Consider the following 15257-nt stretch of genomic DNA (forward strand, 5'->3'; position numbering starts at 1 on the left):
CCCCATATGTAAGTAAGTGTGTTCCCCTGTTATTTGACCAGCAGCCGAGTATTGGCGATAAAAATCATATCTCCCGTGCCGATTTCCAACGGCTCCTCAACAATAAGCCGCTTCGCATCACTGCGTCCTGCTTTGCGGATAGCTGTCCCGCTGTGAGAATCCGCATCCTCTATGAACCACTGATCGCCGACGCGATTCAGGACAGCATGCTCGGAGCTGACAAGCGACGCATACTCGCAGTCCGATAAATCTATGTCAACCTCGCCGCGCTGCGTGTTTTTTCCGATGAGAACCGAGGTTTCTCCCTTCACGTACCATTCCTTTATGCGCTCTCCGTCATCGTCGAGCAGCACGATCTTCGCAACCGCCTCCCGCGCCAAGGTTGGCTTAGCCTGAGGACGGCCCCCGATCCAAATCAGCACGCTGGCAATGACAGCCGATCCCGCGACGATGGACATTTGCCATGTATAATGCAAAGGACGGAACAGGGCATACAGCACCATACCGGCTAAAATTCCGTATATCAACAGATCGATGATAGTAATCCATTTGTGATTTTCCGGTTTCAAGACGCTCCCCCCGTCAATGTATGTATGCAAAATCCGTTATTTTTTAAAACCAAAAAACTGATTAAACATCGCTGAAGTATCCAGCGGATTTTTCTCGTTTGCTTCCTTGCTCTGTGCATCGGTTTGCCCCTTGGGCGACATGCCAAAAAACTGTTCGAATTGCTTGCGCATTGCAGCAGGGTCAAATCCCTCTGCCTCTACCTTCCCCGACGCCGCGCCAGACGTCCTCTGCTTCCCTTGCCCTTGCTGCGACCTGCCGCTTCTCTGTCCCGAAGCCGTGTTCGGATTAGCCAGCTTCTCATCGTAAGCAGCCCGTAGCTGCTCATCGCTCAAAGTCTCATATGCCTCAACAATCAGCTTGAATCTCGCTTCCGCTTCCGCATTCCCCGGATTGACGTCAGGATGATAACGCTTGGCCAGCTTGCGGTAAGCCTGCCGGATCTCGGCCATCGTTGCCTGCCTGGAAACTCCAAGCTCTTTATAGAAATCGGTCACATTCAAGGCGCGTTCCCCCGCTTTCGATTATGCTTGTGCTTGTATCTGTGCTGTGTTTGTGATGCGGCAGCTCATACGTATAGTAAATCTCAAGGGGCCAGGCCCCTTGAGATTACTTGCTAGCCTTGTACTTGTACTATGAATGCAATTAGTTGCTTGCGTCGTAACCACCGTTAAGCTTAGCAAGCTCTGTTTTGTCTTTCTTCTGCTTCACGTACAGCTCGAAAGTACCAACGCCTTCCGTGTCGCCGAAAGTTTCTTTGTAGTCCACGACAAACGCGTTAGGGAAAGTAATTTCACGAACAACTTGATCCGCTGCAATCACTTCAAGCGTCAGCTTGCGGTAGCAATCCGCCTTCTCTGCAGGAACCAAAGACCAGAGCGCCAGCTTCAGCGTGTCGTCCGCCTTGTCCCCGTCCGTTGCCGTGATGATTTTACCGCTGATTTTCAACGTGGAACCAACATCCGTAGATCTAGCGTTGGAATCATCCGGTGTATCCGTGTCATAAATAACTCTCTGAATGTTGTCCATTCCGAGCTCGATCGTTTCGGCTCCTTCTACTTTCAATCTGAATCCCATAAGTACATCCTCCTTGAATAAAATGAAATTTGGCTCGGGCAGAAGTACTCACCCGAAATTTATGTAACGAGACGAACCGATGAAGGAACGTCTCCCACATACAAATTATGTTAATGCTTCCTGTTAAAAGTGGCACCTATCAAATTCAATAGGTCTCAGTCATTGTTTTCCTAATTCAAAAGTTGCTTTTCGTGATCATTGAGCATCGGAAGTTTCGACTGAATTCAAGATTCGCCGCCGAGTTACCTACAGTTCACGCTTCGTGATCAAAAACCCCTCTTCGAATTTGCTCCAGGCAACTTTTCAGCACCAAGAAGATTGGATGAAGGCGAAACTGAGGAGCGGAGCGTAGGCAAAACCTACGTGAGTACCTCAAATGTTTCCGGAGGAAACATGCTTCGGAAGCATACGCTTGGCCCGACTGAATTCAAGATTCGACGCCGAGCTACCCACAGTCTCCGCTTCGTGATCAAAAACCCCTCTTCGAATTTGCTCCAGGCAACTTTTCAGCACCAAGAAGATTGGATGAAGGCGAAACTGAGGAGCGGAGCGTAGGCAAAACCTACGTGAGTACCTCAAATGTTTCCGGAGGAAACATGCTTCGGAAGCATACGCTTGGCCCGACTGAATTCAAGATTCGATGCCGAGCTACCCACAGTCCCCACTTCGTGATCAAAAGCCCCTCTTCGAATTTTCTCCAGGCAACTTTTCAGCACCAAGAAGATTGGATGAAGCTAGGGACTGAGGAACGGAGTGTAGGAAAATCCTACATGAGTACCTCAAATGTTTCCGAAGGAAACATGCTTCGAAAGCATACGCTTGGCCCGGCTGAATTCAAGATTCGACGCCGAGCTACCCACAGTCTCCGCTTCGTGATCAAAAACCCCTCTTCGAATTTTCTCCAGGCAACTTTTCAGCACCAAGAAGATTGGATGAAGGCGAAACTGAGGAGCGGAGCGTAGGCAAAACCTACGTGAGTACCTAAATGTTTCCGGAGGAAACATGCTTCGGAAGCATACGCTTGGCCCGACTGAATTCAAGATTCGACGCCGAGCTACCCACAGTCTCCGCTTCGTGATCAAAAACCCCTCTTCGAATTTGCTCCAGGCAACTTTTCAGCACCAAGAAGATTGGATGAAGGCGAAACTGAGGAGCGGAGCGTAGGCAAAACCTACGTGAGTACCTCAAATGTTTCCGGAGGAAACATGCTTCGGAAGCATACGCTTGGCCCGACTGAATTCAAGATTCGACGCCGAGCTACCCACAGTTCACGCTTCGTGATCAAAAGTTGCCTTAGGCTTTGACTGGACTGGTGCCTTTCGTGATCATAACCTCCAAATTCTTCACATTGCCGTTATAAATCAGATCAATGTGGCAGAGGTTGTTCTTCTCGTCGATAACATAGTTCATGTCATCGCCGTCATGAATAATTGAATTTATGAAACCGCGCTTGGCCAGCCACATGCTCTTCTGGCTGCTCGGGTTGTTACTGAAAAATTTAATGATATTCTCATGCTTGAAGTCGGCCGTCTGAAAGCGAAGAATTCGCTCTATGTATGTACTGACCAGCGTTTTGTAGATCGAGTCGAACCCGTCCTCCGATGCGGCCAGGCTTCTTGCCTTGTATACCGTAATCCGGCGAATATCCTTGCCTTGAAGCTGAGCGTTCTCCGATGAGAAAATAAAGCCGAAATTTTTCCGGTTAATCGAATCTTTAATCGTATTCGTAAATCCGGTTATTTCTTTGGCCATCGTCGTTACCGCCCGGAGGCTATTCTCGCCTGCTTCAATGTCAAAGCGCACCCCAGGGAACTCTTTGCTCGTGTTCTTGAAGGATTCCTTCAAGTACTCTGGACATTGATAAGCCGAAACGATGCCTGCAGCCACGTACGAGGCGCCAACATACACGCCTTCGATCCAGAGCTTGAGAATATCTTCCTTCTCCTTGGAGAGCTGAGCGCCGTTCTCGGTTTGCACCATTCGACTGTCGATGATTACGCCTGACTTTTCCTTCGGAATGACTGTAAAGTTCGGTATGCACGGAATGGCGTATTCGCTGTACTCTTTACGGATAAGCGGCGCGCATTTATCGATGTATTTGTCGATTCCTGCGGTTGCCATGTTGTTAAATGTCGTCTCCTCGCCCGATTCAAAGCTGAAGAAAATTTGCACCTTGAAGTCTTTGACGACCTGCATGAGCATCGACAAGGATTCCATGGTGTTGCCGTCCTGCTTGGCGATTTTCTCGTTCCCTCTGAAGCGCTCGCGGGTAACTTTCACTTTACCGGCGGTTTCCAGCTCGACCGAAGGCACGATACCAAACCAGATCGTATCGGAGAAGTCATTCTTGGAGTTCACCGTGTTCAGGTAGGTTTCTAGACGCGGAATATTTGCACTCTTCACGGTCATATCCAGCTTCGTATTGGTCACGAGCAGCGAAGGGGCCATCCCTTTGTTCTTGACCGCATATTGATCAAAGTACATTTTGACACCAAGAATTTTCTCGACCAGCGGCTTTACGGTTTTGACGAAATCATCTTTAGCCGTTTTGTAGAATTCCAAATATGTGTTGTAGTTCTGCACCTCAGTCTCAAGATTCACTTCCGTGCTGACCGCAGGGAGCGGACTAAACGTGCGTACAACCAGATCCTTGACATAGCCGGATGGCGATTCGGTGATCGAGTTGTAATCATCTTCGAAGACCGTCGCCAAACCATTGGAGCTGCTCTCGTCCAAGAGCACAAGCTCTGTGCTGTCCCCTTTCGGAGCCTCGATGATTTTTAACTCACCGCTCTCACCGATCGTCAGCATTCCGATTTGCACCGCTTCAGCATCGCTCTCCTCGTTGGAGCTGCCGAGCAACAGCCGAGTCTTGATATCCTCGATCGCTAGCGGAAGCATCGCCATAACGTTGTTGTAATTGGCACTTGCTTCCTCGAACATGGCATTCAGCTTATCGCCTAAATCCAGCTTCTTTGGATCCTCCTCGTCCAGCTTCTCATACTGTCCATACAAATAGTGGATTTCCTTCCGAACCTGACGAATGTCGTCCATCACTTTCTTTGGCGAAATCATATCGAGCAAATGCTCGAACTTGAAATCGACGTTCGTCATCCCTTGGCTTCGTTTCGTGTCGATCAACGTAAACAGCATTTTCAGGAAATCATTGTGCTGATCGATCCGGATTTCAGAAATAGCTTCCTCAGCGATTCCTTCCGGCTTTTTCAACGTGTAGACGACCTTTTGGTTAGCCGCATTGAAAAATGAGTACACCGTCGGCGAAAACTTGTCCAAAAACTCATCAAAGCTCCGCACCAGAAGCTGGCTGTTAATCTCCTTGATTTTGTCGTCACTTAGGCTGTCAATGCCTTTGACGTCACCCACGATGGTAATCAGGTCCAGCTTCTCGGGATTGATTTCTTCGAACAACATCGTTCGATTGGTCTGATTGATAATATCCATTGTCGTAGTTCCTCCTCCCGTTTCTAAACAAAAGCGCTGCCGGCCTGATGAAGTTATTGGATTCATTCCTTTGCCGGACGCTTGCACTACTTTTTTCGACAGTATCCGACTATCGTATGGGATACCTGAGTCTCATGACCGGGTGAACCAGACAATACCCAGGTCTCGAGGGTTATATTAAACACGCTCTTCTAAATTGTCAATATATTGAATTGTTGAGTCATTCAGGGACTAAAGAACCTTTCATCCAGATATTCAAGGGATTTATATCCAATCAAAGACCTATTTTTTGGAATTGTATACATTTTTAAAGACCTGATTCCGATATAGTTTTAAATATACATACTGGAGTGACTATTTTCGCTCTATTTCAACACTATATAGTACATAAGGCGGGTATCGGTAAATGAGTCAAAAAAAGCAAAATCAATCTCCACACACTTTTTCATTGACTAGGACTTTCTTCCTGATTTTTATTTCTCTCATTTTTTCAACAGTTTCTAGCAGTTCGACTGCATTTTCTGACAATTACTTACAAAAAGAACCTGCGGATGCTTTTGATGCAGTGTTTGTTTTGGATACGAGCTATTCCATGAATCATGCTGATCCAAACAAAATGGCAAACGAAGTCATTCATATGTTCATGGATATGAGCGAAGCAAGTCGGACGCGAGTCGGCTTTGTGGCCTATAATCATCAAATTGTAGCTTCCAAACCACTAACCTCGATTTCTGTGGCAGCCAACAAAACAGAGCTAAAGCAGAAAATTCGCGGCCTCCGTAGAAGCGGGTATACCGATTTGGGACTCGGGCTAAATACGGGAGGAAATTTGATTGCTTCAAAAACGGCAGAGGGAGAAGGCAGTGGACGCAAACCGTTCATCATTCTTCTTTCCGATGGGGAAACAGATTTCGGACCCGGATCGCTGTCCAAAAGGACTGCCGCTGATTCAGCCAAAGATGTGGATAAAGCCATTTCCAAAGCACAAAAGGATGGGTACCCGATCTACACGATCGGATTAAACCATGACGGCACGGTCAATCCGGAGGAGCTGGAGCGCATTGCGAAGGAGACTGGCGGCGCATCTTATATGACAAGCAGTGCTGATGATTTACCTGAAATTTTCAATCGGATTTTCGCGGCGGAGATGAGATCGGTTCTTCTTCCAGTGGCTGGCGTTACCGCTACGGGTCAGCTGCAAGAAGTCCAAGTCGATATTCCCAATTCCAGCATGCGAGAAGCCAACATCATCTTGCTCTCCGAGCATTCGCTGAAGGAAACGCAGTTATTCTACAGTTCGGAGAACATTCGTATGTTCAAGTCGGGGAGTTATACGCTAATTAAGGTATCTCAGCCGAAGAAAGGAACGGCCAAGCTTAAATTCAGGGGGACATCTGGGGATCTTGTAAAAATAAATCTGCTCGGAAGCTATGAGTTCGAAGCCAAAGCGGCAATTACGAGTAAAGCGGCCATCAAGGGACAGCCAACCGGAATCGAGGCTTACCTCATTCATCCGGCTACAAGTGAGCAGCTAATGGAGCAGGAGGTGTATCACTCCCTGCAAGGACAGCTTGTCGTGACCGATCTGAAAACGAATAAGGAAACTCTTGTAGATATGAAGAACGAGGGCACGCGTTTTTATACCCAGTACACATTTCCTGCCTCGGGACAATACACATGGCAGGTAAAAATGGACGGCCCGAGCTTCTACCGACATAGTGTGGTTCACGACCAGAATATCGTCAATATTGCTCCTGCCGTCCATGGCAGCGAGCGCATCGAGATTCTCAAAGAAGACGGCCAGTCCGTGCTGGAAATGAACGATTTATTCCTCGATGAGAACGGGGATGATTTGACCTATACCATGCAAAACGGAGATCATCCTAACAAATTGCTGAACCCTGAGCTTAATAGCGATAAGCTAATCTTAACCCCGAATCAGACAGGACAGGCTCAGCTCACAGTAACTGCTACCGATTCGGAAGGCGGTTCGGCTACAGCCGTATTAACCATTAACGTCAAATCGAAGTACACGGTACTTAAATGGTCCATCGCTGGAGGTGTTGTTCTCTTTGGTATTGCCGTCGGATTATTCCTGTGGCTGCGTCCAAAACCCGGCTTTGCCGGCAAGCTGGAAGGCTACTTCCTCGCTACGGCTAGCGGCAGTGATGTACCCGTAAAGTCGTGGCCACTCACCTCATTTGAGGGACGCAAGGTAAATCTGCTGGAGTTGTTCGTTAGCCTCGATGTGCACGAGCCGCTACCTGAAGCGGAACAAATTGTCTTCACTCCTGGCAAGGGCGGCAAGCTGATCGTGAAGAACACGTCTCGCTGTTCGCTCGTACGCAACCGCACGCCACTGCCAAAGAATAAAAAAGAAATCCTCGAATATAATGACAAGCTGTACATTACATTCGAGGACGGCATCACCGAAATCGAGCTTCGTTATAAAGCTATTAAGCCTACGACCAATATCTTTACCCGGAGCGACTCTTCCGGCGGGCAGACAGGCTAGTGACATACTCCATGGTAATCGCTGCCTTGAACCATTTAAGAGAGGAGCAGCGCTTGTCCGGCGCCACGATCAAACCGCGCCGGATGGCGCGGGATAAGAACGGCCAGCGGCGTTTCAAGCCCGCGTGAATCGGCTCCAGCCGATCATCGAACAATCGTTTGCGAACATCCGTAGGAGCCGTGCCGCGACAGCAGTGGAACAGCACTGCCGCCAAACTGTAAATATCGCTTACCGGCCCTTGGCGAGACTGCTCGGAATAGAGTTCCAGCGGCGAATACCCGGCGGTGGTCAGGATCGGGTGGCCGCCGCTGCCGTCAAAACGGACAGCCGAACCGAAATCGAGCAGCTTCGCGCGTCCCTGACGGTCGATCATAATATTGCCCGGCTTCAAATCACGATGGATGATTCCCCGTTGATGGAGATGCTCTAACGTCTCGATCAGAGGAAGCATCGTCTTGTACAGGAAGCCGGGCTCTATTGTATCCGGACGGCCCCCTATCATTTCCGCCAGCGTAACCCCTTCAATAAACTCCATGATAATATATACGGTATCATTTTGTTCAAACTGATCCATACAGCGAACAATGCCCGGATGCTCACAGGCCTTCAGAAGCTCCCCTTCATTAATAAACGCATTCCTTAACGCCTCATATTTGTCATCGGGCACGCCCGATAAACGACGCACGGAACTGCCATCCTTCCCTCTTCGCACCAGCGACTTTGGGAAAAATTCCTTGATGACGCACTTTATCTCCTGCTCTTCGCATCTGCCCGCATATACGATGGCCAGCTCACTGCTAGAGATCTTGCTGCGAACCCGGTAAATCCGGCGCGAGCCAGACTGTCCTCCATACAACCTCGAATTTCGGCGCAGCCCAGTTCCCTCTTTTCCCATGATTGCTTTACTCACTTTCAACCTCCGCGAACGTTTTAAAGAAGACTGCTACTATGTCTTATCAACCCAAAAAATAAAAGAACCTATGTATGTTGTTATCCCCATCTTATCAATTTCTCAACAGATTGACTATGGATGCTCATGATTTCTATGCTAAAAAGAAACACCCTCCACCTTCCCGGCTTCTCTCTTCTATTAAGAAAAACGGACGGGTATTTAGGTAGAGGGTCTTCAATGCTTGTTAATTATTTAAATCATCGAACATGGAACCAGCCACGGTCACTTCGATTTGATCGAGCACTTGGATTCCGTTGAGAGTTTTCAGTTTGCTATATTCATGCGTGGAGAGGGCGATATCCTCTACCCAAGCCTTCACATAGTACTTGCCGTTCTGCATGCTTGCATGCGTGTATAGAGAGATATTCTCAGGGTTAATCTGAATCGTAACTTCCGTCGTTTCGGTGATTTTGTACATCTTAGGTTCCGTATTTTTCACGTACTCCCGGTATTTGTAGAACGTGTGGCTGCCTGCCGTGGAAGATTCGCTGTAGCCCTCCAGTACTTTTTTCCAGAATGCATGGGTCTTGCTCTCATCCTGATTCTGGGAGAAATAGATCGGCTCCACCACTTTGCTATAGCGACTAGGATCGCTTTTCCGATCCTTTACCTCAAGCAATACCGCATTATTTACACCGCGAGGATCCTCGGCCTTCAAAACACCCGGAACTATTTTAAAGCCCCCACGCTGAGGATGAAGTTCATGGTTCTGAAGGTTAACTGCCTTCTTGTCACTGTTAATATAGACCAGGTTCGTCTCATATCGGAAGGCATTGATCACGGCGTTAACCAGGTCACGATGATCGGCCGTGTCGTTCTCCGACTGCTTGAAGGTAACGGTCTTGACGGTAAAGGTATAGCTGCCCGCCGGGTTGAAGTAATATCCCGATTTGATCGGATAAGCATATTTCTGCAATTCCCGGTCGCTAGCGAATACGGCCTTATCATACAATTTTTTATTGTTGTTGCGATCCTTGGCAGCATTTCTGGCCATCTCATAATGCCGCTTCATAAACTCCGTTTGGCTTGAAGCCGTCCCCTGATCCTTAAACCACTCGACATTAGCGCTGGCCTGCTGGGTGAAAGAACGAGGATACTGACCTGGAACCGCAACACCATGATCGGCAGCATCCGTCTTCACGCCCTCAGGCTTGTAAGGCTTGCCTTCCTCATTCAAATGATACATCCAGCGAATGACATTATACTTGTAAGACTCATTTTCCCAGTACAGATCCTTCTTGAAAGAATCTCGCGTGTTGTTGACGATTTTATTCAAAAAGGTCGGCTTTGTAATGGTCTCTTTACCATTATATACGTAAACTTCGTATGCCTTGGTGTCTAGTCCATTCTGGAAAGAGCCGCTAGCTGTGCCGCCTCTGGTCTCCGTGGTGCATACGTCACTGCCATCTTCACCTTTACTACAGATCGTGACATCGTAACTATAATTTTTCCGAATACTGCCCTCCTGCGACACTGTGCCGATTCTCTGAATCGGAGCACTTGGACTTGGCGCCGGTGTCATCCATTTCCGATTCAGCGGGTCATCGCCGAAGTCCTCTCTTTTAATCGTTGTCAGGAAGATCGGACTTCTCGTCACTGTCTCACTTGACTCGTTGACGGGCGGATTATCCAGTACCTGATGAGCTCTAAATAGGGTGGGCGTATTGTTCGTAACCTTAAGAGCGCCCGTCGTATTGCTCGTCCACCAGGCATCAGACCTAGGCAGAGTAACTGTTGCCGTATTCGGAGCACCTTGATTCAGCGGGAGTTTCTCCCTCTTCGATAATACATCGTACTCGAGTCCCACTGGAACGACAAGCTTAACCGCCCTTGGGTGAGAATCCAGCATATTATTGCTTAAATCGGCCTCTTCCGGCGATTTCCCGTCCTTATTTATGCTAAATTGGATGCGCACTTCACTATCAGGCATTTGAAAATCAGCATACAGAATCCGGCTTTGATTCCGGTTCAGCTTGACCGTGCCCGACCCTGCGGTGCCATGCCCGCTGAATTTCAGCCCTTCCGAGCTGGTCATTCTTTTTCCATCACTTACGCGAGTGATGATCCATTCATACTTCGAGTTCACTTCCTCGATAAAGGTAGAGTTCACCTTTACGCCCACTCGTACCGGCTCCCCGCGTACTGCCTCGACAGGCAGTTCCTCAAACTGTGCGGAAATATCGTCTTTCAGCATATTGAAAGGAGCGATCGGGATGTCCAGGTACGTTATACCTATCGAGCTATTAATATACACTGTGCCGAATCCCCAAGAAATTTCAGTTGGGGGTTGGAGCACGTGGACGTAATCGACCCATCTGCCTTGTTTCGGTGTGGCGTTTTCATCATAGACCACTTTATCTGCCAAAGCTGAGTTTTGATTGTTATACATGAACTCCTTGTAAGGTACACCTGCATAATTCGTATTTAAACCTGCTATTATAGCCGCTTCGAAGGTACCATCGGGAAGAAACGGATTAAGTGGGTCTTTGTATGCGTCAAGTTTATTAGTGGATATCTCATACTTAGATACTACTCTTTTATCTGCCCATGGTTTTGAAATTAGCGGAAAATTTTGTATTTTAGTCCCACTCCAGCCAGCAAACCAAGGCACGCCCTCTGTTGAAATAGAATGGCCATCCTTAGAATACCCGCTGTATTGCATCATTTCCTTACCCTTATGATTTAGTTTTCGGCCATGTGACTCTCCATAGACTATTTCATAAGTGTGCAGTTTGATCTTATCTTTTCCTTCTAATTTTTCGCTAGGTTGAGATGCTCTATTCAATCTATCCCGGATTAAATCCTTTCTGAGATTTAACCGCTTATTGTCCCTCATAATGTGATCTTTGTAGTAATCTGATTCCTTAAAGCCATATAACTCACGCATATCATGGTTTATCTTTTGAATTACTTCTTCAACAGTCTTGGGAATTTGGCTAATCGGTTTTTCTTTAGAAAAAATAGTTTGATAAGGATATATACCGCATAATATAATCACAGATAATATTATCCTTATTGACTTCTTCATGGTTGCACCTACTTATAAAATATAGTTACTGCAATACTTGAATTTATATTTGATACCACTCTAATGAGAAATGTATCATCATAAAAATCTTTCAGTTTCAACTCTGGTTCAGGTGTTTTTTTAGTTTTGACATAGCTCATAACAGATTTAACAGTTTTTTCTTCAACTCTTTGTAATAGGATCTCTTCTAACTCTTCCAACTGCATCTCATAATCTCCCCCCCACATGCCAAAATCTATTAGGATTGCCATGAGGGCTTGCGTACCTTCACCGCTACTTTTCTTGATATCCATCTTTGAGCCAGTATTATACTTAATTTTAAAGCCGTGTAAATTTTCCTCTACAATCTGATCCGATCCCTGAGTAACCTCACTAGGATCAAAGCCTGCTGTATTAATATAAACCGTTCTTACTGCTGAATCCCATTTAACAGAAGCATCAAGGCCTTCACTAATAAAACGAAGCGGGACAAAGGTTCTGCCGCCAACTCGCGCCGCCGCTGTATCCATTTGTTTCTCCACACCATTCACCGTGTATTTTTTGCTGCCAAGTACCAGAACTACTCGGTTAGAATCCAAATCTACCGTGACGGTTTTGGTTGCAGCATTCCAGCCTACTTTTGCCCCCAATGCTTCACTCACGAAGCGTACAGGAACCTGCACACGTTGAGCCTTATCTACATACGGCTGCTCATCCGGGAAATAAATTCGATTCGTATTTACCTCTACTCGCAGTGGTAATGGTTTCGCTAGTGACATGGTTGGCATTAGAACCATCAAAATAAGCAGCATCGCAAGTGCTGTTGCAATTCTTTTTTTCATAATTTTTAAACCTCCAGTTATTTTTACTGTGTTATACCCAACGGCTAACGATTTAAAAAGATACGCCCGCCGAAACATCCTTCTTAATCATCTGTTCAATCCTTCTATATTGCGCCTCGGCGTGAGTCAGGAACTTTGCTTTACTTTGCAGCTCCGAAGCCACCTTCTTCTGCTGCTGTCGAACTTGCGCGCAGGCTCTATGGACCTGGTGAACCTGCCTTTGTACATAGGATTCACTGTAAGCCCGCCCTGTACTAGAGGCTATCCGTTCCGCCTGAGTGACCATTTGCTGCACCCGGTTGCCGAGGTGATCCTCAAAACTCTTAAACCTCGATTTCAAGTGGTTTAAACGCCCGAAATCTACTGCTAATTGTGCCGATGTATACGAACTGTATCCTTTCATAATCTTGGCGCTATAACTCTTGTTCTTATTAGAAGAGGCTTTCTTAGCCGTAATAAGTCCCGCCGCTCGCTTAGGCAGCTGAGCTAGCAATTTGACATTGTTTTTAAAAGCTTTATAACTTTTGGTGATTACTGTTTTGGCTTTAGTAACCGCGGTATTGACGCCTTTCGCGACATTGTTGACGGTCTTATCCCAGGCATGCTTAATGGCTGTAAGAATTTTTTTCGTTTTCTCCGCCACACTTTTGAAGAAGCTAGTTACTGCATTTCGCAGCTTTTCTTTAAACCGCTCTATAGCCTGAGCCGCTTTTATTCCGGTAATAACGACACCTTTGGCAAATTCCTTGGCCCGCTCCTTAAATTTCCCCCATTCTACCTTCACTTGTTCTACAAACCTAGTAAAAGCTTTAGCTACCATCTTCCCAGCCTTCACTAACTTGGCAGCGGCAATCGTCAATTGCTTCACGATCCAATCGCCAAACTGGTTGAGCTTATCCATGGCATAATTAATGGCGTTCATGATGTTCTTACCTAGAGATTTCAAGAAATCATCGACGAACAAATAAGGAAAAAGACTTGCCGCTATATAAGTGACCACGAGCTCAGCTGCATCTCCATATTCCTCTGCAATTTTGTTGAACGCATAATCGTCCAGATGGCTTAGCACCATCACCGTACCGACCCATTTTTGGAAATCGCCTTCTTTTTCAAAGCCCTCCGCTCCGCTTTCCATATGGGCCAACACACCATCCAGCGCGTAGCTGCGATACGGCTCCTCCATCGTCTCATTAATATAAATACTGAAGTCATTGATAAATTTAGGAATTTCCCCTCGCTCAGTGGTCTCCCTCATTTGGCCATTCTCATCAAGCACGATATTCGGCCGGTGGTTATAAACAAACTGCTCCTGCTTCTCCGTATCGATATATTTGATCGTTCCCGCAACGGGATTAAGAAGACAGTTCACAAAATCATCTTTGGCTGAAATGGACGTAATTTTATGTGCATTCGCAGCAATTTGATCTTTATATTTCTCCAGAAACTCCTTAGAAAAGCCTTGTCCGTCAAACGACAGAGCTCGGTCGACCTTATCCGACAAAATGGCGACATATTGTGTCTTATTACCGCCTTTGGAATGACCCGTCACGGTAATATTGTCGTATTTCGATCTCTCGATATAGTTCAAGGCGGCTTTTTGCTGCTGTGTATCCGATAGATAACCACCTTGCCCGTTGTCATGCCATTCATAGTCGCCACCCGTCCCCCGGAAAACGACAGTTGCATCCCCCTGAGGATCGACAAATGTCGCTACACGCATCCCTGCCTCAAGCGGCTTGCCATCACTACCCCGAATCGTCTTTCCGCTCTGGTCGACCATAGTTCCCGTTCTACCGTCAGTGACCTTGAGTGAACGCAGCTGCGGATCCTTCTCGATTGCCCGTAAAATAACGAGCCATTCCTCCTTGGACATCTTGCAGGGATATTCGTCATCGGTGCCGATTTTGCTGAGGTTCCGGCTTTTATCGAGACCGTTACCATATAAAAAAGAATCAACGATATCCCCGACCTTCTTGTCGTTGCTATCAGCCACCCCTTGGAGGTAAATCAAGTTGTTCAGCAGCAATAATTGATTCTCTTCCAATTCAGCCATCCACTTGTACCTCCTCTCCGTTCTGCCTGATTGTCATATCCGGAGTTACCATGACCGATTTATAGTCTCCTGCAAAATAACCCTCATCCTGCAGGGCGCTTAAGTTTTGAGGCCCTGATCCGATAGATTCATATTTGTCATCGACTACGACATACAATCGCACGAACCCGACCAATTTTTGCTCACGCATTTTCCCGGCGATTTGCCGTAAGCTTGCCTCTGCATCTTGATCACCTGTCTTGGACTGCTTCACAAAAATGACCGTATCCGAGGAGAAGCTCTCGTCTTTGCGGTAAATCTGATCCACTGTTGTGTCCTTATTCAGACGGTCGGGCAGAACACCTTCGCCAAATTCCGTATATAATTTAAATTCATCATAAGTACCGCCAACAATATTGGAGAGAACCTCTTCATATTGAGGCCGAATGAATATGCCGAAATAACCGTCGCTGATGTTATAGGAGCCGTCTTCCATTTTTGTGCCCCATACCTCAAAATGATCCTCTTCGGTACCCTTTTTCGGATAAGCAATTAATCGGTCATAACTGTATGCCCAACTGCTCAAACTGAGGGATTTAGGAACGAACTCCTCCCCATACTTCTCTTCCAGATGTGACATCATTTGCTCCTTGATCGCTTCCGGGTTCGGTTTCTTATTCATACATCCGCTCACTCCCCATAAAATAATGATCGCTAACAAACTCCAAATAAAACGCTTCGTCCAAATGTTCACCGTACTCCTCCTCTCTATTGAATTCTAATCCTTCCATTTAGGTAACATG

General features: G+C 46.8%; 12 protein-coding genes. 3 read left to right on the forward strand and 9 right to left on the reverse strand.

The window, feature by feature from the left end; translation table 11 throughout:
• Nucleotides 1–29: 29 nt before the first annotated feature.
• The 3 genes from EIM92_RS22550 to EIM92_RS22560 form a co-directional block, all read right to left on the reverse strand.
• Nucleotides 30–569: an FHA domain-containing protein gene (locus tag EIM92_RS22550; RefSeq protein ID WP_125084767.1), complete on the reverse strand. Its 540-nt coding sequence runs from the start codon at nt 567–569 to the stop codon at nt 30–32.
• A gap of 36 nt (nt 570–605) precedes the next feature.
• Nucleotides 606–1064, reverse strand: coding sequence for a J domain-containing protein (locus EIM92_RS22555; protein ID WP_125085324.1), 459 nt, complete (start codon nt 1062–1064; stop codon nt 606–608).
• Nucleotides 1065–1212: 148 nt separating this feature from the next.
• Nucleotides 1213–1644 (reverse strand): membrane-associated protease 1, encoded by a 432-nt coding sequence (locus EIM92_RS22560; RefSeq protein ID WP_125084768.1) that lies wholly within the window; start codon nt 1642–1644, stop codon nt 1213–1215.
• A 393-nt stretch (nt 1645–2037) separates the two neighbouring features.
• Here EIM92_RS22560 and EIM92_RS23820 point away from each other — a divergent pair, with 393 nt between their 5' ends.
• Together EIM92_RS23820 and EIM92_RS23825 are read left to right on the forward strand one after the other, a co-directional pair.
• Nucleotides 2038–2199: a hypothetical protein gene (locus EIM92_RS23820; RefSeq protein WP_164515188.1), complete on the forward strand. Its 162-nt coding sequence runs from the start codon at nt 2038–2040 to the stop codon at nt 2197–2199.
• Between the two features lie 447 nt (nt 2200–2646).
• Entirely contained in the window at nt 2647–2808 is a 162-nt protein-coding gene (locus EIM92_RS23825; protein ID WP_164515188.1) for a hypothetical protein, read from the forward strand.
• Nucleotides 2809–2937: 129 nt separating this feature from the next.
• On the opposite strand, the gene EIM92_RS22565 is transcribed toward EIM92_RS23825, so the two are convergent.
• Nucleotides 2938–5106 carry a transcriptional regulator gene (locus EIM92_RS22565; RefSeq protein WP_125084769.1) on the reverse strand — a complete coding sequence of 723 codons (2169 nt, stop codon included), beginning with the start codon at nt 5104–5106 and terminating at the stop codon, nt 2938–2940.
• Between the two features lie 406 nt (nt 5107–5512).
• On the opposite strand from EIM92_RS22565, the gene EIM92_RS22570 reads away from it, so the two are divergent.
• Nucleotides 5513–7621: a VWA domain-containing protein gene (locus tag EIM92_RS22570; protein ID WP_125084770.1), complete on the forward strand. Its 2109-nt coding sequence runs from the start codon at nt 5513–5515 to the stop codon at nt 7619–7621.
• On the opposite strand, the gene EIM92_RS22575 is transcribed toward EIM92_RS22570, so the two are convergent.
• From EIM92_RS22575 to EIM92_RS22595, 5 genes are all read right to left on the reverse strand, one after another.
• A complete protein-coding gene (locus EIM92_RS22575) occupies nt 7584–8531 on the reverse strand; it encodes a serine/threonine-protein kinase (RefSeq protein WP_246021131.1) in 948 nt (315 codons plus the stop codon). The two genes, EIM92_RS22570 and EIM92_RS22575, sit on opposite strands and share 38 nt — an antisense overlap.
• A 226-nt stretch (nt 8532–8757) precedes the next feature.
• Entirely contained in the window at nt 8758–10962 is a 2205-nt protein-coding gene (locus tag EIM92_RS22580; protein ID WP_125084771.1) for a hypothetical protein, read from the reverse strand.
• A 647-nt stretch (nt 10963–11609) separates the two neighbouring features.
• Nucleotides 11610–12422 carry a copper amine oxidase N-terminal domain-containing protein gene (locus tag EIM92_RS22585; RefSeq protein ID WP_164515189.1) on the reverse strand — a complete coding sequence of 271 codons (813 nt, stop codon included), beginning with the start codon at nt 12420–12422 and terminating at the stop codon, nt 11610–11612.
• A 52-nt stretch (nt 12423–12474) separates the two neighbouring features.
• On the reverse strand, nt 12475–14475 hold the full coding sequence (locus tag EIM92_RS22590; RefSeq protein ID WP_125084773.1) for an Mbeg1-like protein: 2001 nt from the start codon (nt 14473–14475) through the stop codon (nt 12475–12477).
• Nucleotides 14468–15208, reverse strand: a complete 741-nt coding sequence (locus EIM92_RS22595; RefSeq protein ID WP_164515190.1) for a hypothetical protein — start codon at nt 15206–15208, stop codon at nt 14468–14470. Before EIM92_RS22595 ends, EIM92_RS22590 begins: the two co-directional genes overlap by 8 nt.
• Nucleotides 15209–15257: the final 49 nt, after the last annotated feature.

Source organism: Paenibacillus lentus (assembly GCF_003931855.1).
In the GTDB taxonomy this organism is placed as follows: domain Bacteria; phylum Bacillota; class Bacilli; order Paenibacillales; family Paenibacillaceae; genus Fontibacillus; species Fontibacillus lentus.

What these genes read in the sequence shown, in the direction of transcription:
- EIM92_RS22580 (WP_125084771.1), bottom strand. Translation starts at nt 10,962, where the DNA reads ATGTATAACAATCAAAACTCAGCTTTGGCAGATAAAGTGGTCTATGAT.
- EIM92_RS22565 (WP_125084769.1), bottom strand. Translation starts at nt 5,106, where the DNA reads ATGGATATTATCAATCAGACCAATCGAACGATGTTGTTCGAAGAAATC.
- EIM92_RS22560 (WP_125084768.1), bottom strand. Translation starts at nt 1,644, where the DNA reads ATGGGATTCAGATTGAAAGTAGAAGGAGCCGAAACGATCGAGCTCGGA.
- EIM92_RS22590 (WP_125084773.1), bottom strand. Translation starts at nt 14,475, where the DNA reads ATGGCTGAATTGGAAGAGAATCAATTATTGCTGCTGAACAACTTGATT.
- EIM92_RS23820 (WP_164515188.1), top strand. Translation starts at nt 2,038, where the DNA reads ATGCTTCGGAAGCATACGCTTGGCCCGACTGAATTCAAGATTCGACGC.
- EIM92_RS23825 (WP_164515188.1), top strand. Translation starts at nt 2,647, where the DNA reads ATGCTTCGGAAGCATACGCTTGGCCCGACTGAATTCAAGATTCGACGC.
- EIM92_RS22570 (WP_125084770.1), top strand. Translation starts at nt 5,513, where the DNA reads ATGAGTCAAAAAAAGCAAAATCAATCTCCACACACTTTTTCATTGACT.
- EIM92_RS22585 (WP_164515189.1), bottom strand. Translation starts at nt 12,422, where the DNA reads ATGAAAAAAAGAATTGCAACAGCACTTGCGATGCTGCTTATTTTGATG.